The following is a 23,581-nucleotide window of genomic DNA, read 5'->3' as shown; positions in this document are numbered from 1 at the left end:
GGTGCCTGCATCGCAGGCAAGCCAGCTCCTACACACGCCCGTTTCCATGATTGGATTGGCGTCAGCCGAAGCGGTAGATGTCCATGCCCAGCGCGCCCAGGGTGAAGCCTTGGTGAGCGACACTGAAGTCACCCCCCGCACCCCGCGCAAAGTACAGCGGCAACAGGTGTTCATCGCTGGGATGGCTGCGCACGGCATGGGGCGCCTGGCGGCGGTAGTCATGCAGCGCGGTTTCATCGTTGGCGGCCAGCTTGTCCACCACCCAGTCACGGAAATCCCGCGCCCAGGGTTCAATGGTTTCTGGCCCGGCACGCCAGTTCAGCTCGCCCAGGTTGTGGGTGATGCTGCCGGAGCCAATCAGCAATACGCCTTGCTCGCGCAGGCTGGCGAGGGCATGCCCCACGCGCGTCTGCAGCGCTGGGCCCATACGACTCGGCAGTGACACCTGGACCACCGGAATATCGGCAGCCGGGTACATCAGCGACAGCGGTACCCAGGTGCCGTGGTCGAAGGGGCGCCGTTCATCGATGTGGGCATTCAAACCGTCGGCGTGCAGCAACGCCACAATTTCAGCGGCCAACTGCTGATCGCCGGGTGCGGGGTACTGCACGGCAAACAATTCGCGGGGGAAGCCCCCGAAGTCGTGCCAGGTTTCCGGGGTCGGGCTGCCGCTGACGAGTAATTCGTGACTTTCCCAATGTGCCGACACCACCACGATCGCTTTGGGACGGGGCAATTCGGCGGCCAGACGCTGCAGGGCCGGGCCACTGGCGCCGGGTTGCAGGGCCAGCATGGGCGAGCCGTGGGAGATAAACAGGCTGGGGAACATAAGTTGGGTCCTGAGCGTTAACATGGGACCATCTTCAATCAGATCATTGATCTAAATCTAATATAAGTTTTAGCGCCTTTTGATCGAATTTTCAGGGTGATTTATGGAGCCTAAGTTTTGGCAGGAGCGCTGGGCGCGCAATCAGATCGGCTTTCACTTGCCTGAGGTCAATCCGTACTTGCAGCGACACTGGCCGCGGCTTGCACTGGCTGAAGGCACCAAGGTACTGGTGCCACTGTGTGGCAAGAGCCTGGATTTGATGTGGCTGGCCAGTCACGGGCACCGAGTGATGGGCGTGGAGCTGTCGGAGCAGGCGGTGGAGGCCTTCTTCACAGAGCAAGGGCTCACGCCTCGGATCAGCCAGCAGGGGGCCTTCACGGTGTACCAGGCTGATCAGGTGGAGCTGTGGTGCGGTGATTTTTTCGCGCTAGGCCCGGGGGACGTGGCCGATTGCACTGCGCTTTACGACCGCGCTGCACTGATTGCCTTGCCGCCCCTGATGCGGGCGCGTTACTGCGAGCACCTCAGCAACGTGCTGGTGCCTGGTTGCCAGGGCGTTTTGATCACGCTCGATTATGACCAGACCCAGAAAGCCGGCCCACCTTTTGCGGTCACCGATGAAGAGGTGAAGGTGTTGCTGGGGGAGTACTGGGCGTTGGCAGAGCTGGAAGAGCAGGACATTTTGGCTGAGAGCTGGAAGTTCGTGCAGGACGGTGTTGATCGCCTTGAGGAGCGTGTCTACCAGTTGGCGAAGCGTTGACCGTGCAGCCGCTATCGCAGGCAAGCCAGCTCCTACATTTGGAATGCATACCCCTGTAGGAGCTGGCTTGCCAGCGATGACGACAGAAGCCTTGGCACAGAAATCACAGGCAATAAAAAAGGGGCGATCAAATCGCCCCTTTTTTGTGTGTGATCTACTGACCGTCAGCCGCGACGACGCAACGCGTCGATTCGCTCTTCCAGCGGCGGGTGGCTCATGAACAGGCGAGCCATGCCCTGCTTGATGCCGCCGTTGATACCAAATGCCGTCAGGCTGTCCGGCATATGCACCGGCAGGCCCTGCTCGGAGCGCAGGTGCTGCAGGGCTGCGATCATTGCCCCGGTGCCGGCCAGGCGTGCGCCGGCTTCGTCTGCACGGAATTCCCGTCTGCGCGAGAACCACATGGTGATGGCGCTGGCCAGGAAGCCCAGCACCACTTCGGCGAAGATGGTCGCCACGAAGTAGGCGATACCGCGGCCTTCTTCGTTCTTGAAGATCACCTTGTCGACAAAGTTGCCGATGATCCGCGCGAAGAACATCACGAAGGTGTTCACCACGCCCTGCACCAGTGCCAGGGTGACCATGTCACCGTTGGCCACGTGGCCGATCTCGTGGGCCAGTACCGCCTTCACTTCATCGTACGAGAAGCGTTCCAGCATGCCCTGGCTGACGGCAACGAGTGCGTCGTTCTTGTTCCAGCCGGTGGCAAAGGCGTTGGCCTCGTAGGCCGGGAAGATCCCGACTTCGGGCATCTTGATCCCGGCTTCGCGGGACAGTTGCTCGACGGTCTGCAGCAACCATTGCTCATGCCGGGTACGGGGTTGGGTGATCACCTGGGTGCTGGTGCTCATCTTCGCCATCCACTTGGAGATGAACAGCGAGAACAGCGAACCGGCAAAACCAAAGACCGCACAGAAGACCAGCAGCTGATTGAGGTTCAGATCAACCCCGTTGGCCGCCATGAACCCGTTGAAGCCGAAAAGGCTCAGGGTGATGCTGGCAATCAGCACGACCGCCAGGTTAGTGGCCAAGAACAGCAGGATGCGCATCATGGTTGTAGAGTTCTCCTCATGCTTAATATGTCGCGTACTGCGGGGTATATAAGGTGCGGCCTGGGGCTATTCAACCGAGCGACTATTTCAAACTGTGTCCTACAGCCTGAATGTAGAGCCTTGAGAGGTTTTTCCGATCTGGAAAGTCGCTTTTGATCACCACATTCATGCCTTGCCGTCCCGTAATTATAGGGGGCTGGCCGATCCGTGGCGTGCCGCGATGGGGGGGGCGGTCAGGCAGGGCAGAGAAGTGTTGCCAGATAATCGCTGTGCGACCGTATGACGATCGCACAGCGCCACTTCGTTATTGGCGATAGGACTTGAGGAAGTTGCCGATGCGACCAATGGCCATGTCCAAGTCATCCACACGCGGCAAGGTCACCACGCGGAAGTGATCCGGCCACGGCCAGTTGAACGCGGTGCCTTGCACCACCAGCAGCTTTTCCGACAGCAGCAGGTCGAGTACGAACTTCTCGTCATTGAGGATCGGGCAGACCTTCGGGTCTATGCGTGGGAAGGCATACAGCGCGCCCATGGGCTTTACGCAGCTTACGCCCGGGATGGCATTGAGCAGTTCCCAGGTACGGTTGCGCTGTTCCAGCAGACGGCCCTGGGGCAGGACCAGGTCATTGATGCTCTGGTAGCCGCCGAGGGCGGTCTGGATCGCGTGCTGGCTCGGCACGTTGGCGCACAGGCGCATGTTGGCCAGCATGTCGATGCCTTCGATGTAGCTCTGGGCGTTGTGCTTGGGGCCGGAGATGGCGATCCAGCCGGAGCGGAAACCCGCCACGCGGTAGGACTTGGACAGGCCGTTGAAGGTCAGGCACAGCAGGTCCGGCGCCAGGGAGGCGGTGCACACGTGCACGGCGTCATCGTAGAGGATCTTGTCGTAGATCTCGTCGGAGAACACCACCAGGTTGTGCTGGCGCGCCAGTTCGAGCATGCCCAGCAGCACTTCCTTGGAGTACACCGCGCCGGTGGGGTTGTTCGGGTTGATGATTACCAGGGCCTTGGTGTTCGGGGTGATCTTGGCTTTGATGTCGGCCAGGTCCGGGAACCAGTCGGCGCCTTCGTCACACAGATAGTGCACCGGGTGGCCGCCGGCCAGGGTCACGGCAGCGGTCCACAGCGGGTAGTCGGGGGCCGGCACCAGCACTTCGTCGCCATTGTTGAGCAGGGCCTGCATGGACATCACGATCAGCTCGGACACGCCGTTGCCCAGGTAGATGTCTTCGATGCCGACGCCTTCCACCTGCTTTTGCTGGTAGTACTGCATCACCGCCTTGCGCGCGCTGAACAGGCCCTTGGAGTCACTGTAGCCCTGGGCGGTCGGCAGGTTGCGGATTACGTCCTGGAGGATTTCGTCCGGCGCTTCGAAACCAAAAGGCGCCGGGTTGCCAATGTTCAGCTTGAGGATGCGATGGCCTTCCTCTTCCAGGCGTTTGGCGTGCTTGAGCACTGGGCCGCGAATGTCGTAGCAGACGTTGGCGAGCTTGTTCGATTTGCTGACCTGCATGGCGATGTGATCCTGAAAATGAACGATCCAGACGGTGTGGGCACGACCGTACTGCGAATCCTGCGAGGCCTGCACCCATAAATACGTTTGAATGCCGGTAGCGCGGGTGCCAGACTGGCGTTTTGAAGAGGCGCAATCATACGTGCCGCCTGATCCATGGAAAAGACACAGATCAGGGTTTTTCAGTTGCCGAGGTGTACCGATGGAAAAGTTGGATAAAACGCTGGAGGAATGGCGGGAAATGCTCGACCCCGCTCAATATCAGGTCTGCCGGCTCAAAGGCACCGAGCGGCCGTTTTCCGGCAAGTACAACGCCACCACGACCGATGGTGTGTACCACTGCATTTGCTGCAATGAGCCGCTGTTCGATTCCTCCACCAAGTTCGATTCCGGCTGCGGCTGGCCGAGCTTCTACGCGCCGATTGCCGACAGCGCGATGATCGAGATCCGTGACGTCAGCCACGGCATGATCCGCACCGAAGTCACCTGCGCCAAATGCGATGCCCACTTGGGCCATGTATTCCCGGATGGCCCGCCGCCGACTGGCCTGCGCTACTGCATCAACTCGGTGTGCCTGGACCTCGTTCCGCGCTGATTCAACACCGTACCCGTAAGAGACCGGCTTGCCGGCGATGGCGATCTCACGGACGCCATCGCCGGCAAGCCGGGCTCCTACGGGGATTGGTGGTGATGGTGGGGTATCAGTTTGGTCAATTAAATTGCACGCAATTCAATTGCCTACTATGTTTGTCCCACTTCTCCTTTATCGAGGCATTGCCATGAGCAACAACCTGCTGAGCATCCCGTGCACTACCATCAAGGGTGAACAAAAGACCTTGGCCGACTTTGCCGGCAAGGCCATCCTGGTGGTCAACACCGCCAGCAAGTGTGGCTTCACCCCGCAATACAAAGGCCTTGAGCAACTGTGGCAGCAATACAAGGATCAGGGCCTGGTGGTGCTGGGCTTCCCCTGCAACCAGTTCGGCAAGCAGGAGCCAGGTAACGAAGGGGCCATTTCCGAATTTTGCGAGCTGAACTTCGGCGTCAGCTTCCCGCTGTTCAAGAAGATCGACGTGAATGGCAGCGAGGCCCACCCACTGTTCGTACAGCTCAAGAAGCAGGCACCGGGGCTGCTGGGTTCCAAGGGCATCAAGTGGAACTTCACCAAGTTCCTCATCGGTCGCGACGGCCAGGTGGTCAAGCGCTTTGCCCCGACCACCAAGCCCCAGGACCTGACCCAAGAGATCGAAGCCCTGCTCAAATGACTGCCGCCCCGACCGTGTCCCTCGCCCTGGATGACCAGCTGTGCTTCAAGCTCTATGTCGCCTCACGGGCGGTGACCCGCGCCTACAAGCCGATGCTGGATGAGCTGGGCCTGACCTACCCGCAATACGTGGCGATGCTGGTGTTGTGGGAATGGCATTCAAAAAAGCCCGCGCAGCCCACAGTCAAGGCCCTGGGGGAGCGGCTGATGCTCGACTCCGGCACCCTGACGCCACTGCTCAAGCGCCTTGAGCAGTTGGGGCTGGTCAAGCGTCAGCGCAGTGCCATGGACGAGCGCGAAGTGCACTTGGGGTTGAGCGAGGCGGGCATCGGGTTGTACGACCAAGCCCACCGCCTCAAAACCCGCTTGCTCTGTGACAGCGGCGTCGACCTGAACCAGGCCGATGCCTTGCGCCAGGGCCTGGATCAGTTGCTGGCACAGATCAGAGGCTTGTCGTCTTAGGCACCCACAGGTCCAGCAGGGCGTTGAGTTCTTCGCGCCGGAACGGCTTGGCCAGGTAGTCATCCATTCCGGCGGCCCGGCAACGTTCGCGCTCTTCCGACAGGGCGTTGGCGGTCAGGGCGACGATGGGCAGGTCCGGCCAGCGCCCGCTGCGGCGGATTTGCCGGCTGGCCTCGTAGCCATCCATCACGGGCATGTTGCAATCCATCAACACCATGTCGAAGCGCTGCTCCTCAAGACGTTTGAGCGCCTCGCCGCCGTGGGCGGCCACGACCACTTCGCACCCAAGCTTGCCGAGCATGCCCTTGGCCACTAGTTGATTGACCGCGTTGTCCTCCACCAACAGGATGCGCGCCCGGTGCGCGAGCGGCGGGGACTCCATCTGGATGGGGTCGAGGATCAGCTGTGTGTCGCTGCGCAGGTTGCGTTGCAGTATCTGGTACAGCGCGTTGCGGCTCAGCGGGCGGGCCTGCTGTTGCAACGGCGCCAGGGCCGCTACTTCTTCGCTGGGCATGAAGTTGCCGTAGGCGGTGACCAGCAGGATCGGTGCGTTGCTGGTCGGGCGCAGGCGGAACAGGCATTCGGGGCAGTCCGTGATCAGCAGATCGGGGGTTTGCCCACTCAGGTCCTCATCGCGGGAATAGCAGCGAGGTGTCAGCCCCCAATGGGGCAGCAGGGTGGTGAGCAGCTCCGTGAGGCCACTGTCGGCACTGGTGATGGCAATTACCTCACCCGCCAGGGGGGCATAGCCAACCGCAGGCAGGTGGGTGGGCAATGGCAGGTCGGCACAGAACTGGCTGCCAAAGCCCACTTCCGAGCTGATACTCAAGCGTCCCTTCATGGCTTCGCACAGGTTGTGGGTCAGCGCCAGGCCCAGGCCCGTGCCACCGAACTGGCGAGTGATGCCCGCGCCGGCCTGGGTGAAGGGTTGGAAGATTTTGACCTGCGCTTCCTGGGCAATGCCGATGCCGGTATCGCACACTTCAATCTTGACCTGGCCTTCATGGGCGCTCAGACGCACGTCAACGCGGCCGAAGCGCGTGAACTTCAAGGCGTTCGAAAGCAGGTTGCTGACGATCTGCCGCACACGTGTCGGGTCACCGATCACTTGGGCGGGGAATTGCGGGTCGATCAGGCACGTCAGCTCGACGCTCGGCGCCGCATTCTGCGAAAGCAGGTTGGCGGTGTCTTCCACCAGGGCGCCGAGATCGAACGGGATACGCTCAAGCTCCAGCTGCCCGGCGTCGAACTTGGACAGGTCGAGAATATCGTTGAGCAGTTCCACCAACACCTTGCCGGAGTCGTGGGCAATCGACAGTTGCTGGCGTTGCTCGGCATTCAACGGGCTGTCCAGGGACAGCGCGATCATGCCCAGCAAGCCGTTGAGGGGCGTGCGGATCTCATGGCTCATGTTGGCCAGGAACGCCGCCCGCGCCTGGGCCATGCCTAGGGCGGTCATCTTGGCCGCCTCCAGCTCGTCGTTGGACTGGCTCAAGCGTTGGTTGCTGGCCTTGAGTTCCAGGGTGCGCGCCGAGACGATGTCTTCCAGTTGCCCCAGGTACTCGGTGAGACGGTCCTCGGCATGACGGCGTTGCTGGATTTCAGTCTCCATGTTTTCGAATTGTTGGTTGGCGACATTGACCAGCACGCCGATTTCATCGTTCTCATGCCCGGGCGGGCAATCCAGGTGGGCCTGTTTGCTGGTGCTCAAGGCGCGAATGATGCGGACCAAGGGTTGGGTCAGCATCACGTAAAACAGGCCCAGCAAAATGCCCGTCAGCAGTAGGCTGCGGGCGAAGCCATTGAGCAGGGTGATTTCCGCGCGCCGCAGGAAACGGCTACCGAAGGCGTAGGTGTCCACATCCAGGCGCAGCACACCGAGGGAGTCGTTGGGCATGTGGCTGAGGAACAGGCGGTCTTCAAACTGGCGGCTGGCGCCAAACAGGAAATCGCTGATGGGACGGTAGGAGCTCTCCTTGCGTGGGCGATCAACGTCCGCCAGGACCACGCCATTGTTGTCGATCAATTGCGCGTGGGTGATCGCAGGCGAGTGCAGCAGACCCAGGGTCAGTTCCTGGGCCAGCTCGGCATCGATGTTGTAGGCAATGCGTGAGGCGGGGTTGTGGCTGATTTCGATCAGCGAACGAATTTCACGGTTGATGGATGCGTCTTCGCTGGCATAATCAATACCGATTTGGATCAGGCTGAGCAAGGTTCCCAAGACGAAACCGACCAGCACAGTCAATCTGGCTTGTTTATAAGACAAGCGGTGGGCGAACTTGATATCCATCGAGTGTTGAACCACTTCACGTTTCCCTTCGCCCGGCAAGCATAGCTGAACATCCACAGGCTCTGGCTTGGCCGGCATGAATCGTTTTTTTACGCAGCCTCGTGCGGTCTGCCGCAGGGTTGCCAATACGCCATCTTTTGCAAGAACTTGCCAGAGGAATAATCGTGGATTCTCGATTGAATGCCTTTCTTGAGCGGGCCGATGCGGTACTTGCTCGCCTGGAACCCTTGTTGCCTGCGCCACGCCAAGCCGTTGACTGGAACCAGTGCCTCGCCGCCCGTTGGCAGCGCGAAGGCCGCACCGGCTTCCTGCTGCCGCTGGACGTGAGCTTGGACATGCGCCTGTCCGACCTGATCGGCGTGGACAAACAACGCGAACAACTGGCCCGCAATACCCAACAATTCATCGACGGCCTGCCCGCCAACCACGCGCTGCTGTGGGGCTCGCGCGGTACCGGCAAATCGTCGATGGTGCGCGCCTTGCTGGCCCAGCACGCCAAGGCTGGCCTGCGCCTGATCGAAATCGAGCGCGACCACCTGGCCGACCTGCCACGGGTGGTGGAGCAACTGATCAAGCTGCCGCAGCGATTCATCCTGTTCTGCGACGACCTGTCGTTCGAGGCAGGCGAGGGCGACTACCGCGTACTCAAGAGTGTGCTGGACGGCTCCCTCGAACAGGCGCCGGAAAACGTATTGCTGTACGCCACGTCCAACCGGCGTCACCTGGTGCCGGAAAACCAGAGTGACAATGACAACTGGAAGCGGGTGGATGGTGAGTTGCACCCAAGCGAAGCGGTGGAAGACAAGATTGCCCTGTCCGACCGTTTTGGCCTGTGGCTGTCGTTCTACCCATTCACCCAGGAACACTTCCTGGACGTGGTCGAGCACTGGATCGGCGAGTTGGCGCGCAAGGCCGGTCTGCAATGGCAGCGTGACGAGGCGCTCGACATCCTTGCCGTGCGCTGGGCCACCGGCCGCGGCAACCGCAATGGCCGCTGTGCCTATCAATTCGCCCGTTATTGGGTGGGCCTCAAATTGCTGGAGCGTCAACCATGATCGACCTACAACACGCCGGCACGGGCCTGGATGGCTACGCCATGCTGTGCGCGCAGTTGGAATCGCTGCTGGCTGATGAGCGGGATTTCATTGCCAACAGCGCGCAGTTTTCCGCGTTCCTCTTCAATCAGTTGGAAGACCTGAACTGGGCCGGTTTCTACCTCAACCGCAATGAAGAACTGGTACTTGGCCCGTTTCAGGGCCAGATTGCCTGTGTGCGCATTCCGTTCGGCCGTGGCGTATGCGGCGCGGCGGCGGCGTCACGGCAAACCCAGCGAGTGGAGGACGTGCATGCGTTCCCGGGGCACATCGCCTGCGACAGCGCCTCGAACAGCGAACTGGTGGTGCCATTGGTCAAGGACGGTACGTTGATTGGTGTCCTTGACCTGGACAGCCCGTCGCTGGCGCGGTTTACCCTCCAGGACCAGGCGGGCATCGAGCAATTGGCGGCTATTTTCCTGCGTTTGACTGACTGCTGATCGGTGAGGCAGGGGCGGCAGCCCCTGCCTTTCATTGGCGGTTGAGCTCCTGAAGCTGCTGGTGCAGCATTCTTTCCAGATCCTGCATGAGTTTTTCCAGGGACTTTACCCCAGCGTCGATCAGTGAGCGGTCTTCGTCTTTGGCACAGGCTTGCTCCAGCGCTTCGCATTGCGCGGCCAGTGAGTAGGCCTGGACAATGCGTGCGGCGCCCTTGATCTTGTGGGCTTGTTCGATGATGTCCTGTGGCGGTGCCCCGCTAGCTCGTAGGGTTACCAGTTCCTGACGATCATGGCGACTGCTGCTCAACAGCTCCTCGAGTAAACGCCTGCTTAATTGCGGGTCACCATCGGTCAAGGCTTCCAAGCAGCCAAGGTCCAGCCGTTGGTTGTCGGGTTGCAGAACAATATGTGCCAGTTGCCGTTCAAGTGCCGTGAGGCTGATGGGCTTGAACAGGCAATCGTTCATGCCGGCCTCAATGCAGCGCAGTTTTTCTTCCGGCTGGGCATTGGCGGTAAAACCCAATATCACACACGGTGTCAGGTGCTCGCGTTGTTCGTATTCACGAATCGAGCGACTGAGTTCGTAGCCATTCATGATGGGCATATTGCAGTCGGCGATTATCAGGTCGAAACGGTCCTGCCGCCAGGCCTGGAAGCCAGCAGCACCGTTCTGGGCATCAGTGAACTGATGACCCAAGTAACCCAACTGCTGGCACATGAGCAATCGATTGGCCGGATGGTCGTCCACCACCAGCACGTTGAGCACCGGCGCTTTGGCACAGGGCTCGGGCTTGAGTTCATCAACTTTCACTGCTGGCTGCAAGAGAGGCATTTTCAAGGCCACATGAACTTGGGTGCCTACCATCGGCACGCTGCTCAGGCTCAACTCACCGCCCATCATCGAACACAGACTGCGACAGATCACCAGTCCCAGGCCAGCGCCGCTCCTTGCCAGGTGTCCGGAGTTGTCGGCTTGGGCAAAGGGGGCGAACAGTCGCAACTGGTCCTCACGGCTGATGCCTATGCCGGTGTCTTCGACCACCAGCTTCATCTCGATCTGCTGCGGCAATTCGGTTGCGTGCACCGTGACCTTGACTTTCACCTGGCCACACTCGGTGAACTTGATAGCATTGCTGATCAGGTTCGACAGTACCTGCTTGAAGCGCAATGGGTCGATCAGTACGGCGGTGTCATCGAGCGGCGGGGTGAACTCCAACGAAAGACTGAGGGTTTTCTGTCGGGCCAGGCCGTCGAAGACCCGCACCACAGACTCGATCACCTCTCGCAAGTTGACCCGTTCTGGCGCGAGGCTCAAGCGCCCGGATTCGATACGTGCGATGTCTAGGATATCGCCGATCAGCTCCAACAGGTCCTTGGCCGAGTTGTACGCCACCTCGATGGCCGGGCGGTCGAGATGACCCTGGTCGGCCCGCTTGAGGGTCAGCTCCAGCATGCCAATCACCGCGTTCATCGGGGTGCGGATTTCGTGGCTCATGGTGGCGAGGAAGGTGCTCTTGGCACGGTTGGCCTCGTCAGCCCGCTCCTTGGCAGCGCGTAACTCATCAAACAGCTGGCGCCGCTCGCTGATGTCGATCCAGCCGCCAATAATGCCCTGGACTTCGCCGACGGAGTCGCGATAGGGCAGGATCCAGTGATAGATCGTCAGTTTTTTACCGTGGATATGCAGGGTGCGATCGAGGATCAACGGAGTACCCTCGGTCACCACTCGCTGGTAGTCGGCATGGTACTGCGCCGCTTCCGCCTCCTGGGCCATGTTCATCTGGATCACACTTTTGCCGATCACGTCCTCGCGATTGACCTCGAACACTTGCAAGTAGCTGTCGTTGCAGGTTTGCAGCAAGCCTTTGCGATCGCGTACGTAGATCGGATGGGGTGTTTCATTGACCAGGGCACGCATGAACTCGAACTGATCGTTGAGCGCTCGCTCGGCCATTTGTCGATGCTTGATCTGGCGGCGCATGTAGGCGTTCCAGGCCAGGGAGATCAATAGCAGCAGTCCGGTACCCACGATGATCTGGGCTATCAAGTGATGGTAGTTACGCCAGTAGCTGTCGGAGGCGGCGGTGTAGCCACGCCAGCGGCTGTTGATCACCCCCAGTTCGTCAGGGGCGATGCTCAGCAATGCCTTGTTCAGGATCGAACTCAGCTCAACCGCATGGCGTGACGTTGCCAGGGCGAATGTGGCAGGAAGCGTGCCGATGCTGCTGCTGATCTGCAGTTTGTCCTGGAACACTTGGGAGGACAGGAAATAGTTGGCGATCACCAGCGAGTTCACGGCACCGTCAACGAGCCCTTGTGCGAGTAGCTCCGATGCCCGGAAGGTGTCACTGGCCTCTACCAGTTGTATCTGCGGGAAGTCGCGTTGCAGGCTTTTTGCCAGCGGGTTGCCCGTGGTGATCGCCAGGCGTTTGCCTGCCATCTGCTCCAGGTTCGAGGGGGCATTGGGCTCTTTGCGCGTCAGCAGCACATAGGAGTTTTCCAGGTAAGGGCGACTAAAGTTGAGTTGAGCCTCCCTTTCAATACTCGGGACGATCGCGCCGATGATATCGGCTTTGCCAGTGCTCACCTCATCGATCATCGTGTTGATTTCACGGCTGCGCTGGATATGGAAACTCAACCCGGTACGCAGGCGAATCAGTTCCAGCAAGTCAGCGGTGATGCCACGAAAGTTGCCATCGGCGTCGAAGAATGTCAGTGGTGCAAACGTTTCGTTCACGATGACGTTGACGACCGGGTGGTCTTTCAACCAGCGCTCTTCGCGTGGTGTCAGCTGCAATTTCTTATCGGTCAGCAGGATGTCGCTGCCGGCACTCCAGCGTCTGGCGATGGTGTCCCGTTCATTGACAGGCACGGCAGCCAGCACCGAGTCGACGATGCCCAGGAGGATATGCTGGTCCTGGCGCAATGCGAAGCTGAAGCCGTAGGCCTCATGCTTGCCGAAATTGGCCATGTGGATGTTCTTCAGATAACCCTTGTTGATCATGTAGTGGGTGGAAATGGTATCGCCGAGAAAAACATCCGCCTGGTCAAAGGCCACTGCGTTCAGGGCGTTTTGATAGGACGGGTAGGTACGGATGTTGGCCTGCGGGTACAGCTTTTTGACTTCGCTGATCGGTAGATAGTGATAGACAAGGCTCAAGCGGAGCCCGCCCAGCCCATTGCTCAAGCTGCGAGTTTCCCCCTCCCGGGTCACCAGTACCGGTTGATCCACCGCGTACGGCTGCGACAGGGTGAGGTTCGGATTAGCGGCTTCAAAGCCATTCGAGGAGCCCAGCAAATCGATTTCGCCGGCCTCAAGGGCGCGGATCGACGCCTCCCGGTCAGGGTAGCGCAAGACCTTGACGGGCAAGGCCAAGGCCTTGGACAGCAGCCCTGCGTAGTCGGCGGTGAGGCCTTCGTAGTCGTGGCCGCTGGACGTCAGATCGAAAGGAGGGTAATCAGGTGCGGCGGTGCCGAGCACCAGTTCGCGTTTGTTCTGCAACCACTGGCGCTGTGCCTTGTCCAACTGAGTGTCGAGTTGAACGGCACCCGCGCGGCTCAACAGGGTGAAGTGTTCCGGGCCGGTTTGAGGGGCCGCGGGCACGGCGGTGCTGAAGCACAAGCCGGTACTCAATATAATGAGATAGTCCTTTATACGGCTGGGCATCCGTTTTCTCACACTAACGCGTTTCGTTTTGCCATCTCGATAAGTTCTACCAAAGATTTGGCTTTCAGTTTTTGCATAAGTCTCTTTTTGTAAGTGCTGACTGTCTTGTTGCTTAAAAACATACCTTTGGCAATTTCTTTGTTGGTTCTTCCCTGTGCAAAAAGTTGCAATACCATCAGTTCTCGATCGTTGACTGTTTTGAATAGTTCAAGTTCATAGGTGTCGGCGCCCTCAGCACCGTTGCCGCTCAATGCCTGGCTTGGGAAATAGTTGTAACCTGACAATACGGCACGGATGGCGCTCAGCAGTTCGCTCAAGTCGCCTTCTTTGCAGACATAGCCGTCAGCACCCGAGCGCATGCAGCGCGTTGCAAACAGCGTGGGGCACTGGGCTGTAAGGATCAGGGTTTTCATTGGCGTGTTCATTGCGTTGAATCGGCAGAGCACTTCGAGGCCGTCAAGCTTTGGAATACTGATATCCAAGATAATAAGGTCTGGCAGGCATTCCCTGACCATTTGTATCGCATCACACCCGTTGTCCGTTTCTCCTACGACTTTATAACCCTCATGTTCCAATAACATTCGGATAGCAAGCCGTATGACGGGGTGGTCATCGATAATAAAAACTGAGTTCATGGTCATATCCCAGGCAAGTGCAAATAAAGACGGCACATTAGCTCAGAAGCTCAGGGGGGAGCATGAGCCAGAGGGGGAGGGGATATAAAACAGGAAAAATCCTACGCAAAAAAAGGTGTTGACCTACTTGTTGGTAAGGCATTGTGAAGCGAAATGTAAATATTTGAGAAATATAAGGTGCGGTGAGTACGCTGGAGCGCGGGTGTAGATCGTGAGGCGACTTTTTGTGGTGTTGCTATGTTTAAGTTCCTACACGTTGGCGGTCGGCAATCGACTCACCAACTCGATAAGTTTCTCTTTACTCAGTGGCTTCGATAAATAACCCAGCAGCGGCAGGTTTCTTTGCCGAGCCTGGTCGCTAAGTTCGGATAACTCCGACACAGGCAACCCGCTAAGAAGGATGGCGGCAAGGATGAAGTGGCGGCGATTGGCGATGTCAATCAACTCAAGCCCGGGCAGATCCGGCAGGCACTGGTCGCACAGCATGAGATCGAAAGGCGTACCGGCCTGCGTCATCAGGAGGATCGCCTGTTCGGCATTTTCTGCAAGGGTCAGGTTGTCGAAGTCGAAACTTTTGAGCAGGCATTGGGTGGCCAGAAGTTGAAAGGGATGATCCTCCACTAACAGGATACGAAGGCGATGTCTGGGCATAGTGAGCATACGTAGGGGTCAGGCTTTGATAGCGTGACGTAGGAAATCATCGTCAGGTCCGCCAAAAGCGTGCGTGATTATTCTTCGGGTACGTGTGCGAATTCGATCAGGCTGCTCTGTTCCCTGTGTAGGCATATTCCTTTCAGGGAACAGGCAAGCTTGATCCATGGTGCTATTGAGGGCTGGAACGCCCCGTCATCTCCCGCGCCATTTCGGTGGCGTAGCTGTCGGTCATACCCGCGATGAAGTCGATCATGCGCAGGAATGATGCGTGCAACGGCCACGCCGGGTTTGGCGCGCTGTTGCCCAGCAAGTCGAGGATGCGGCGGTTCTTGAAGGAGGGCGTGCGCCCGCCATGTTGTTCCAATGCCGCCCCGCAAAAAGCGTTCAGCAGGATTTCCAGAGTGGTGTAGGCACCGATTTCGTGCAGTGTCTTGCGCTTGTCCTGGAAGATTTTCTTGCGGGCCATGTCCTTGGCGTCCAGCACGCAGCGTTTGGCGGGACCGTGCATGTGCTCCACCAGGTCACCCGGCAGCAGGCCTGCCAGCAAAGCGTCCTGCTGTTCGACAAACGCGCGTGCCGCCGCATTGGTCAGGTGTTCGATGGCCTTGCCCCGCAGGATCGCCAGCTTGCGCCGGCGCGAGTCCTGCGCGCCCAATTGCCGGTAGGTCTGGGGCAAGTCGTCGCCCACCAGATCGAGCAGCAAGGACTCGACCTCGGCGTATTCCAGCAACTCCATTTCCAGGCCGTCTTCAAGGTCGATCAACGCGTAGCAGATGTCGTCCGCCGCTTCCATCAGGTAGACCAGCGGGTGGCGGGCCCAACGCTGTTCTTCCAGCTGTGGCAGGCCGAGTTTGTGGGCGATCTGTTCAAGGATCGGCAGCTCGCTCTGATAGCAACCGAACTTATGTTTCTTGTAGCCCAGGGAGTCCGCATGGCGGGCGGTCCAGGGGTACTTCAGGTAAGTACCCAGGGTGGCATAGGTCAGCCGTGTGCCTCCATCGAACTGGTGATACTCAAGCTGGGTCAACACGCGAAAACCCTGGGCGTTGCCTTCGAAGTTGAGGAAGTCATTGCGCTCGGCGCTGCTCATGTCATCCAGCCAGCCACGGCCGGCCGCCTGCTGGAACCAGTGACGGATGGCATCTTCGCCCGAATGCCCGAACGGTGGGTTGCCGATGTCGTGGGCCAGGCAGGCCGATTGCACCACCATGCCCAGGTCGCTCGGGTCGCACCAGTCGGGCAGGGCGCTGCGCAGGGTCTCGCCCACGCGCATGCCCAGGGAGCGGCCCACGCAACTGACTTCCAGGGAGTGGGTCAGCCGCGTGTGGATATGGTCATTGCTGGACACCGGGTGTACTTGGGTCTTGCGGCCCAGGCGGCGGAATGCGCCCGAGAAAATGATGCGGTCATGGTCCTTGTGAAACGGGCTGCGGCCCAGTTCTTCCGGGCTGTGCAACGGTTTTCCAAGGCGTTCGCGAGTCAGCAGGGTGGGCCAATCCAAGGCGGGTACTCTCCGTGCGGTGAATGACGTCCCCCAGCTTCCCGGTTCCGCCGTGGCGGGGCAAGCGAAAATCTACAGCCCGGCCGCGTCGATATCGATTAACAGCAAACGCTGACCGTTATCGAAGAATTGTCCTGCGGTCAGGCAGTAGCTATTAGTGGTGGCGTCGCGATAGGTCGACGACAGGGTCAGGCGCCGTTCCTCCCAGCCTTCCGCGAGCAGGTGATAGAAGTAGGGGCGCCACGACCAGTTGTGGCCCAGGTAGCGGCTGTCGGCCTGCCAGGCGTCCTGGCGCCATTCGAAGTTGGGCGTCAGCTGGGTGCCATGCCGGTCGCATTGGTAAAAGCGCAGCAGCCAGGGAAAGTTCGGCAATTGGGGCAGTTGAGCCAGGGGGGCCTGACCCTGTGCCCAGGCCTGCAGGATTTTCATCAGCTCGGCCAATTGCAGGCGCAACTGCATTACGCGTCCCCGCTCTGCGAGCTTCTGCTGGACGTAGGCCGTCCGTAATTGGGCAAAGCGCGGCACAAAGGCGTCTGTGGCGAACCAGTCCAGCTGCGCCTGGGCGAACAGGTAGCCCTGCACGTAGCGCGAGCCGCATTCCGAGGCGAAGCTCAACTGCGCCTCGGTTTCCACGCCTTCGGCAATGATCCAGCAGCCGGTTTTCTCGGCCATCTGTGCCAGGGCCCGTACCACTTCACTGCTCGGGCCGCCTCGGGCGGCTTCCTGGAACAGGCGCATGTCCAGCTTGAGAATGTCCGGCTGCAACGCCAGCACGCGGTCGAGTTGGGAGTAGCCGGCACCAAAGTCATCAATGGCGATGCGTGCGCCGGCCTCGCGATAGCGTGCTACCACCTCGGCCAGGCGCTGGATGTTACCCCCCAGCTCGGTGATCTCGTACACGATGCGCTGTGGATCGACGCCATGGGCTTGCACTTGCTTCAAGCTGGGCAGCGCCTGGCCGGGGCGCAGGCGGTTGATCCAGCGGGGCGAGATGTTCAGGCTCAGAAACCAGTCGTCGGGGGCCTCATGCAAGCGGCTCAGGGCATTGTCGCGAATCTGCCGGTCAAGGCGTCGCAAGGTGGCCCCCGGCGTGCGCGGGTCGGCGAACAAGGGGCCCACAGACTGCAAGCGGCCATCGGCCTGGCGCAGGCGGCCGAGGGCCTCAACGCCAGCAATGCGCCCGGTGGCGGTGTCGATGAACGGCTGGAAGCAGGCGAGCGGTTGCCCGTCAATCACGGGGCCTCCTTAAAGAGTCGGCGAAAAAAGGCCCAGCCCTCAGTAACGAGGGCCGGGCCGATTCTGTGTGCAAGAATGCAGCCAGCAGGCCTCAACCTTTACGAGACGCGCCCTGCATGGCCAGCTTGATCAGCGGGATCAACCCGGCTCCCAGTCGCACCAGGCGTGTCAGGCTGCTGATACTGCCGCCCTTGGCACCTTTGCCGGTAAAGAAACCCAACAGTGTGACCGCAGCCACGCCCCACAGCGGCGCGTGCTTGATGCCCAGGCTGTCCTGCCAGTTACTGCCCATATTGCGCACCTTGTTCAGGGGCAGCATCAATTGCTGGGACTCGTGGCGGATCTCCTGGCGGTGCATTTCCATGCGCAGGCGGATCAACGCCTTGCGCATTTCTCGGCGGGAGGTGGTTTGGGGGATTTCAGTGATGCTCATGGCAGCAGGCGCTCCCGGTCATTGGCCAGCTCTTCGAGGGTGGCGTGGAACGGTGTTGATTCATCGAACACCGCCGCTTTCAGGCGCACCCCGCAGAAGGCGGCGGCCAGGCTGTAGAACACACAGAGGCAGATGATCCCCGTCAGGCGATAGCCGGTGTCCCATACCAGGATCATGACCAGTGTCGACAACCCCACCAGCAACAGCAGCGCAAACACCAGCGCCAGGCCGGCAAACAGCAGCAGGCTGACAGTGCGGGCTTTCTGTTCCTGCAATTCGATGCCAAACAATTCGACGTGGCTGTGCAGCAAGCCCAGCACGGCCGCGCCCAGACGTCTTGAAGTGGTGCCCGTGGACGAGCCCGTTTCGCCGATAGACATGGTTAGCGCCTTGTAGCCAGCAGGCCGATCAGAAAGCCCACGCCGGCGGCAATGCCCACCGACTGCCAAGGGTTTGCCTGCACGTAATCTTCGGTCGCGGTGACGGCCGCCTGGCCGCGTTCACGCAGGGAGTCCTCGGTCAGTTGCAGGGTTTCACGGGCCTTGAGCAGGCTCTCGTGGATCTTGCTGCGCAGCTCGTCAGCCTGGTCACCGGCGAGCACCTTGGTGTCATCGAGCAACTTTTCGGTGTCGCTGACCAGGGTTTGAAAATCCGCCATCAGTATTTCTTGAGCAGTCTTTGCAGTTCTTCTGGCCATGGGTATCTCCGTGATTGGCTGAACGGTACTTAGTGGTTTCGAGTCACCGGCTTCGGTGAAGGTTCAGTGCAATTGTCTGGTACAGCTTTTGCTTTGCCTTGGTGCGCACGCCCCGGGGCCTGCGCTGAATCTGGGCGGAATGAGGCAATGCCTTCAAAAACCTTACCCTAAATAACTGAAACTCGCGGAAAAACCCTGTCGGCAACAGCCTGTTGAGTTGATCGCTGCGCTAAAGCGGTTCACGCCCCCTGAAGAGGGGCGAGGCCGGTGGCGCCAATTTAGTGCGTGAAACCCTGGCTTGAACCGCTTTGGTGCTTTTTGCCTTTAATGCAGGCCTGCCAACCTCCATGGAAAATTTGCAAAGTGCGGTGGACACCCTCGTCCATAGCTCCAATACCCTGTTCATCCTGATCGGCGCGGTCATGGTCCTGGCCATGCACGCCGGCTTCGCGTTCCTGGAAGTGGGCACGGTCCGCCAGAAAAACCAAGTCAACGCCTTGTCGAAGATCCTCAGCGACTTCGCCATCTCCACCCTGGCTTATTTCTTTATAGGCTATTGGATCTCCTACGGCGTGAGCTTCCTGCAACCGGCTGCGGTGATCAGCGCCGACCACGGCTATGGCCTGGTGAAGTTCTTCTTCCTGTTGACCTTTGCGGCGGCGATCCCGGCGATCATTTCCGGGGGTATTGCCGAGCGTGCACGTTTTGTTCCGCAGTTGTGCGCCACCGCGTTGATCGTGGCGTTTATCTACCCGTTTTTCGAAGGCATGGTGTGGAACGGCAACTTCGGCCTGCAAGCCTGGCTGCTGGCGACGTTCGGCGCCAGCTTCCATGACTTCGCCGGTTCGGTGGTGGTGCACGCCATGGGCGGCTGGCTGGCGCTGGCAGCGGTGTTGCTGCTGGGCCCGCGTAACGGGCGTTATCGTGAAGGGCGACTGGTGGCGTTCGCGCCGTCGAGCATTCCGTTCCTGGCCCTGGGTTCGTGGATCCTGATTGTCGGCTGGTTCGGCTTCAACGTGATGAGCGCGCAAACCCTCAACGGCGTGAGTGGCCTGGTGGCGGTCAACTCGCTGATGGCGATGGTGGGCGGCACTGTCGCGGCGCTGATCATTGGGCGCAACGACCCGGGCTTCCTGCACAACGGCCCATTGGCCGGGTTGGTGGCAATTTGTGCCGGCTCCGACCTGATGCACCCGGTGGGCGCGCTGGTCACTGGCGCGGTCGCGGGCGGGCTGTTCGTGTGGTGCTTCATTGCGGCCCAGGATCGCTGGAAGATCGACGACGTGCTGGGGGTGTGGCCGCTGCACGGCCTGTGTGGCGTGTGGGGTGGCATCGCCTGCGGTATCTTCGGCCAGACCGCACTGGGTGGCCTCGGCGGCGTCAGCCTGATCAGCCAGCTGATCGGTACTGCCCTCGGCGTGGTGGTGGCGCTGGGCGGCGGCCTGTTGGTGTACGGCGTGATCAAGCGCGTGCACGGGCTGCGCCTGAGCCAGGAGGAGGAGTACTACGGCGCGGACCTGTCGATCCATAAAATCGGTGCGGTCAGTCAGGATTGATCGGCGGTTCGGCCGATGGATTAAAGCCGTGCAGCAGGCGATAGCGGTTATGCCGTACTTCGTCGACCCGCGCCTGCACCTGTTGGTCCGGCAGGCCCAGCAGGATCAAGGCGTGGGAGGCGAGCATCAAGCTGGATTCCAACAGTTCGGGCACCACTTCGCTGGCGCCCGCGGCTTTCAGCTCGGCCAACTGGCTGTCATCACGGGTGCGCACCAGGATCGGCACGTCAGGGTTGATGCGCCGCGCTTCCTTGAGCACCACCAACGCCACATCGCTGTTGTCCACGGCGATGACCACCAACCGCGCGCGCTCCAGGCCCACCGCGCTGAGCAGGGCGCCACGCCGGCAATCCCCGTAATGCACGCTGCTGTCTTCAGTGGCTGCTTCCTGTACCCGCTCAGGGTCGTCATCCAGTGCGATAAAGGCTTGCTGTTCGCGCCGTAGAAAACGCCCGATGGATTGCCCGACGCGGCCATAGCCACAGATCACCGCATGCCCGTGCAGCTCGGCGTTGAGCGCGGTGATTTCGTCCAGCTGGACCTGCTGATTGGGCGTGCGGTGCAGGCGCAGGGCCAGGCTCGGAGCGGCGCGCAATAACAGGGGCGTGAGCAGCATCGAGCAGAAGGTCGCGGCGAGTAGCAAGCCGTTGAATTCGTCGGGGATCAAGCGGCTTTGCTGCATCTGCGCCATCAAGGCAAAACAGAACTCGCCGCCCTGGGCCAGGGCCAGGCCGCTGCGCCAGGCGGTTTCACTGTCGCTGCCGCGTAGCTTGACCAGCGCGGCCACCACGCAGCCCTTGACCAACATCAAGGTGAGGGTCAGGCCAAGGATCAGCAGGCTGTGGCTGACGAACAGCTGCAGGTCGATGAGCATGCCGATACTGACGAAAAACAGCCCCAGCAGGATGTCGCGAAAGGGCCGGATGTCCGCTTCGATCTGGTGGCGATAGTGGCTCTCCCCCAGCAGCATGCCGGCCAGGAAGGCGCCGAGGGCAGGGGACAAGCCCAGCAAGTGGGTAAGCCACGCCGTCAGCAAGACAATCACCAGGGCCAGCAGCACAAACAATTCGGCCGAGTGGGACGCGGCCACTTCGTGGAACAACCGTGGCAACAACCAGCGGCTGGCAAATAGAAGGCCCACAAACAGCACCACAGTCTTGCCCAAGGTCAAGGGCAGTGCCAGGTACCAAGCCTGCTCACCGGTGCCGGCGAACACCGGCACCAGGGTCAGCAGCAAGACAGCCACTACGTCCTGGAACAGCAACACGCCAATCGCGTTCTGGCCATGGCTGCTGAAAATCTCCCCGAGGCTGCCGAGCTCCTTGCTCACGATGGCGGTGGACGACAAGGCCAGTCCCGCCCCCAGCAGCAGGGCGATGCCGGGTGCCACGCCCAGGATCATCAACAGCACGCCCAGCAACACCCCACAGCCCACCACTTGCAGGCTGCCCAAGCCAAACACCACGCGGCGCAGGACGAGCATCTTGCTCAGGGAAAACTCCAGCCCCAGGGAAAACAGCAGGAACACCACACCCAGTTCGGCGAGGTCGGGGAGCTCTTCACTGTCGTTCACCCAGTCCAGGGCGGTGGGCCCCACGGCCAGGCCCACGCACAGGTAGCCCAGCACGGGAGGCAATTGCAGCCGGCGAAACAGCGCAATCACTACCAGGGATGAGGCCAGGATGATCAACAGGTTGGCAAACACAGGCATCTCCGTTGCAAGGGGGCAGGCAAAAAAGCCACAAACATCGCTGAATCAGTTATAGGCCATGGTGATCTGGGTCAGGGTTTATGGGGTGGGCGTGAGGCTGCTACCGGGCTTAGAATGTGTGCCTGTTTTCTGATCAGGTCCATTCACCATGCTTCCTGAATGCCAGTTGTTCGGCACCCTGGGTTGCCATCTATGCGAGATCGCCGAAGCCGAAATCATGCCGCTCGTCGAACACGGGTTGCTGGTGGAATTGGTGGATATCACCGACCCCGACGACCTGACTGAAGTCTACGGCCTGCGTATTCCGGTGCTTCGCCGGGTAGACACGGGGGCGGAACTGGATTGGCCTTTCGACACACAACAGGTTGTTGCCTTCCTTCGTTGAGTGTTATGCGATGGCAGGTTTCCAAATATTAAGTTACTGTATGTTTGTACAGCGATTGAATAGAGGGAACGCCCGTGGTGAATGTTGAACAACTGAAAAGCAGCGTCAATCGCATGTCTGCCGATGTCGTACGCGACGCGGTAAACGAGCTGCGCCTCGATGGCCTGGTCACGGAAGGCAAGACGCCCTTCAACAAAGTGCATTTCAATACCTGTTTCGCCGAGATCGAGGCGCTGTTTCAGCGCGCCGGTTATCACAAGCAGCTGGATGTGGTGGGTTACCAGGGCCTGTTATACGCGCTCTACGATCCAGGCCGCTGGGAGGCGGTGGACGTACTGCGTTGGCTCAAGGAATTCACCGAGGCGGCCAGTGCTTCGCCGGCGCTGCGGGCGCAATTGGCCAAAGCCTGAACCCTGCGGGATAATGCCCGCCGGTTTTCCCAAGGCTTCGAGCATCTGCATGTCCACTTCCGCGTTTATCGCCTCCGAGCACCAAGCCAGCACCTTGTACCTGCCGCCGGGCCCTTGGGCGCTGGTGCTCGACTGCCTGTGTGAACACTTCCCGGCTATCAGCCGTGAGCACTGGCTGGACCGCATCGCCCGTGGGCGGGTGCTGGACATCAACGGCAGCCCGATAGGACAGGACCTGGCCTACAAGGAAGGCCTGTGCATCTACTACTTTCGCGAAGTGCCGAATGAAAAAGTGATCCCGGTGCAGGAGAGCATCCTGTATGCCGACGAGCACCTGGTGGTGGCCGACAAACCGCACTTCCTGCCCGTGACGCCCGCCGGTGAATACGTCGAGCAAACCCTGCTGCGTCGCTTGATCCGCCGTCTGGGCAACCCTTCGCTGGTGCCGCTGCACCGTATCGACCGGCATACCGCAGGGCTGGTGCTGTTTTCGGCCAACCCGGCCAGCCGCGCGGCGTATCAGCAACTGTTTCCCACGCGAAAGATCGACAAGTTCTACGAAGCCATTGCCCCGGCGTTACCGGGCCTGACGTTCCCGCTGGTGCACAAAAGCCGCCTGGTGGACGGCGAGCCGTTCTTTCGCATGCAGGAAGGCGTTGGCGCCAGCAACACCGAAACGGCGGTAGAGGTGCGCGAGAAAAATGGCGAGCTGTGGCGCTACGGCCTGTTCCCCGTGACCGGCAAAAAGCATCAGTTGCGTGTGCACATGACCGCGCTGGGGGCGAGCATCTGCAATGACCCGTTCTACCCCGACGTGATAAAGGACGCCGTGGACGACTACGCCAACCCGCTCAAGCTGCTCGCCCAGGGTGTGCGTTTTATCGACCCGGTGACCGGGCAAGAGCGCAGCTTTCGCAGTGATATCACCCTCGACTGGTAACCGCCAGAAACGACAAGGCCCGCGCGAGGCGGGCCTTGGTAGCAAACGC

Annotated in this window: 23 protein-coding genes; 10 read left to right on the top strand and 13 right to left on the bottom strand. The window is 60.3% G+C overall.

The window, feature by feature from the left end:
• Positions 1-61: 61 nt before the first annotated feature.
• Positions 62-829, bottom strand: a complete 768-nt coding sequence (locus ACVWVP_RS09725) for a DODA-type extradiol aromatic ring-opening family dioxygenase (protein ID WP_457405473.1) — start codon at positions 827-829, stop codon at positions 62-64.
• Between the two features lie 103 nt (positions 830-932).
• On the opposite strand from ACVWVP_RS09725, the gene ACVWVP_RS09720 reads away from it, so the two are divergent.
• On the top strand, positions 933-1,589 hold the full coding sequence (locus tag ACVWVP_RS09720) for a thiopurine S-methyltransferase (protein WP_457405471.1): 657 nt from the start codon (positions 933-935) through the stop codon (positions 1,587-1,589).
• A 164-nt stretch (positions 1,590-1,753) separates the two neighbouring features.
• Here ACVWVP_RS09720 and htpX read toward each other — a convergent pair whose 3' ends face one another.
• Both htpX and ACVWVP_RS09710 read right to left on the bottom strand, forming a co-directional pair.
• Complete coding sequence (gene htpX, locus ACVWVP_RS09715; protein WP_178925016.1) at positions 1,754-2,641, bottom strand: protease HtpX; 888 nt, start codon at positions 2,639-2,641, stop codon at positions 1,754-1,756.
• Between the two features lie 304 nt (positions 2,642-2,945).
• Positions 2,946-4,157: a pyridoxal phosphate-dependent aminotransferase gene (locus tag ACVWVP_RS09710; RefSeq protein WP_016978462.1), complete on the bottom strand. Its 1,212-nt coding sequence runs from the start codon at positions 4,155-4,157 to the stop codon at positions 2,946-2,948.
• 202 nt (positions 4,158-4,359) lie between these two features.
• On the opposite strand from ACVWVP_RS09710, the gene msrB reads away from it, so the two are divergent.
• The 3 genes from msrB (at position 4,360) to ACVWVP_RS09695 (ending at position 5,883) form a co-directional block, all read left to right on the top strand.
• Positions 4,360-4,752, top strand: coding sequence for a peptide-methionine (R)-S-oxide reductase MsrB (msrB, locus tag ACVWVP_RS09705; RefSeq protein WP_457405469.1), 393 nt, complete (start codon positions 4,360-4,362; stop codon positions 4,750-4,752).
• A gap of 184 nt (positions 4,753-4,936) precedes the next feature.
• Positions 4,937-5,422: a glutathione peroxidase gene (locus ACVWVP_RS09700; protein ID WP_176998239.1), complete on the top strand. Its 486-nt coding sequence runs from the start codon at positions 4,937-4,939 to the stop codon at positions 5,420-5,422.
• Positions 5,419-5,883, top strand: coding sequence for a MarR family winged helix-turn-helix transcriptional regulator (locus ACVWVP_RS09695; RefSeq protein ID WP_178925018.1), 465 nt, complete (start codon positions 5,419-5,421; stop codon positions 5,881-5,883). Before ACVWVP_RS09700 ends, ACVWVP_RS09695 begins: the two co-directional genes overlap by 4 nt.
• Here the strand turns inward: ACVWVP_RS09695 and ACVWVP_RS09690 are convergent.
• Positions 5,864-8,173, bottom strand: coding sequence for a response regulator (locus ACVWVP_RS09690; protein WP_457405465.1), 2,310 nt, complete (start codon positions 8,171-8,173; stop codon positions 5,864-5,866). The genes ACVWVP_RS09695 and ACVWVP_RS09690 overlap by 20 nt on opposite strands.
• A 164-nt stretch (positions 8,174-8,337) precedes the next feature.
• Between ACVWVP_RS09690 and ACVWVP_RS09685 the strand changes: the two genes are divergently transcribed.
• Positions 8,338-9,228, top strand: coding sequence for an ATP-binding protein (locus tag ACVWVP_RS09685; protein WP_178925022.1), 891 nt, complete (start codon positions 8,338-8,340; stop codon positions 9,226-9,228).
• On the top strand, positions 9,225-9,707 hold the full coding sequence (locus ACVWVP_RS09680) for a GAF domain-containing protein (RefSeq protein WP_178925024.1): 483 nt from the start codon (positions 9,225-9,227) through the stop codon (positions 9,705-9,707). The genes ACVWVP_RS09685 and ACVWVP_RS09680 overlap by 4 nt, the downstream gene beginning before the upstream one ends.
• Before the next feature lie 31 nt (positions 9,708-9,738).
• Here ACVWVP_RS09680 and ACVWVP_RS09675 read toward each other — a convergent pair whose 3' ends face one another.
• The 8 genes from ACVWVP_RS09675 to ACVWVP_RS09640 form a co-directional block, all read right to left on the bottom strand.
• Positions 9,739-13,374: a transporter substrate-binding domain-containing protein gene (locus tag ACVWVP_RS09675; protein ID WP_178925026.1), complete on the bottom strand. Its 3,636-nt coding sequence runs from the start codon at positions 13,372-13,374 to the stop codon at positions 9,739-9,741.
• Positions 13,375-13,382: 8 nt separating this feature from the next.
• Positions 13,383-14,009 carry a response regulator transcription factor gene (locus ACVWVP_RS09670; protein ID WP_178925028.1) on the bottom strand — a complete coding sequence of 209 codons (627 nt, stop codon included), beginning with the start codon at positions 14,007-14,009 and terminating at the stop codon, positions 13,383-13,385.
• Positions 14,010-14,258: 249 nt separating this feature from the next.
• A complete protein-coding gene (locus tag ACVWVP_RS09665) occupies positions 14,259-14,660 on the bottom strand; it encodes a response regulator (protein WP_178925071.1) in 402 nt (133 codons plus the stop codon).
• A gap of 172 nt (positions 14,661-14,832) precedes the next feature.
• The gene (locus ACVWVP_RS09660; RefSeq protein WP_178925030.1) at positions 14,833-16,164 is read right to left on the bottom strand and encodes a deoxyguanosinetriphosphate triphosphohydrolase; all 1,332 of its coding nucleotides are present in this window, start codon (positions 16,162-16,164) and stop codon (positions 14,833-14,835) included.
• Between the two features lie 72 nt (positions 16,165-16,236).
• Positions 16,237-17,400 (bottom strand): EAL domain-containing protein, encoded by a 1,164-nt coding sequence (locus ACVWVP_RS09655; protein ID WP_457405459.1) that lies wholly within the window; start codon positions 17,398-17,400, stop codon positions 16,237-16,239.
• Positions 17,401-17,491: 91 nt separating this feature from the next.
• Positions 17,492-17,833: a hypothetical protein gene (locus ACVWVP_RS09650; protein ID WP_178925034.1), complete on the bottom strand. Its 342-nt coding sequence runs from the start codon at positions 17,831-17,833 to the stop codon at positions 17,492-17,494.
• On the bottom strand, positions 17,830-18,213 hold the full coding sequence (locus ACVWVP_RS09645; protein WP_012723020.1) for a phage holin family protein: 384 nt from the start codon (positions 18,211-18,213) through the stop codon (positions 17,830-17,832). Before ACVWVP_RS09645 ends, ACVWVP_RS09650 begins: the two co-directional genes overlap by 4 nt.
• Before the next feature lie 2 nt (positions 18,214-18,215).
• Complete coding sequence (locus ACVWVP_RS09640; protein ID WP_010211812.1) at positions 18,216-18,530, bottom strand: DUF883 family protein; 315 nt, start codon at positions 18,528-18,530, stop codon at positions 18,216-18,218.
• A gap of 347 nt (positions 18,531-18,877) precedes the next feature.
• On the opposite strand from ACVWVP_RS09640, the gene ACVWVP_RS09635 reads away from it, so the two are divergent.
• The gene (locus tag ACVWVP_RS09635) at positions 18,878-20,086 is read left to right on the top strand and encodes an ammonium transporter (protein ID WP_178925037.1); all 1,209 of its coding nucleotides are present in this window, start codon (positions 18,878-18,880) and stop codon (positions 20,084-20,086) included.
• On the opposite strand, the gene ACVWVP_RS09630 is transcribed toward ACVWVP_RS09635, so the two are convergent.
• Positions 20,073-21,797, bottom strand: a complete 1,725-nt coding sequence (locus tag ACVWVP_RS09630; RefSeq protein WP_457405455.1) for a cation:proton antiporter — start codon at positions 21,795-21,797, stop codon at positions 20,073-20,075. The two genes, ACVWVP_RS09635 and ACVWVP_RS09630, sit on opposite strands and share 14 nt — an antisense overlap.
• A gap of 148 nt (positions 21,798-21,945) precedes the next feature.
• Between ACVWVP_RS09630 and ACVWVP_RS09625 the strand changes: the two genes are divergently transcribed.
• The 3 genes from ACVWVP_RS09625 to ACVWVP_RS09615 all read left to right on the top strand — a co-directional run bounded on the left by ACVWVP_RS09625 (position 21,946) and on the right by ACVWVP_RS09615 (position 23,532).
• Positions 21,946-22,182, top strand: a complete 237-nt coding sequence (locus ACVWVP_RS09625) for a glutaredoxin family protein (protein ID WP_178925041.1) — start codon at positions 21,946-21,948, stop codon at positions 22,180-22,182.
• Positions 22,183-22,256: 74 nt separating this feature from the next.
• Positions 22,257-22,592: a transcriptional regulator gene (locus ACVWVP_RS09620; RefSeq protein ID WP_178925044.1), complete on the top strand. Its 336-nt coding sequence runs from the start codon at positions 22,257-22,259 to the stop codon at positions 22,590-22,592.
• A gap of 49 nt (positions 22,593-22,641) precedes the next feature.
• Positions 22,642-23,532, top strand: coding sequence for a pseudouridine synthase (locus ACVWVP_RS09615; RefSeq protein ID WP_457405451.1), 891 nt, complete (start codon positions 22,642-22,644; stop codon positions 23,530-23,532).
• Positions 23,533-23,581 lie beyond the last annotated feature (49 nt).

The organism is Pseudomonas sp. TE24901, assembly GCF_054058375.1.
This window is presented reverse-complemented; position numbering and strand designations above follow the sequence as displayed.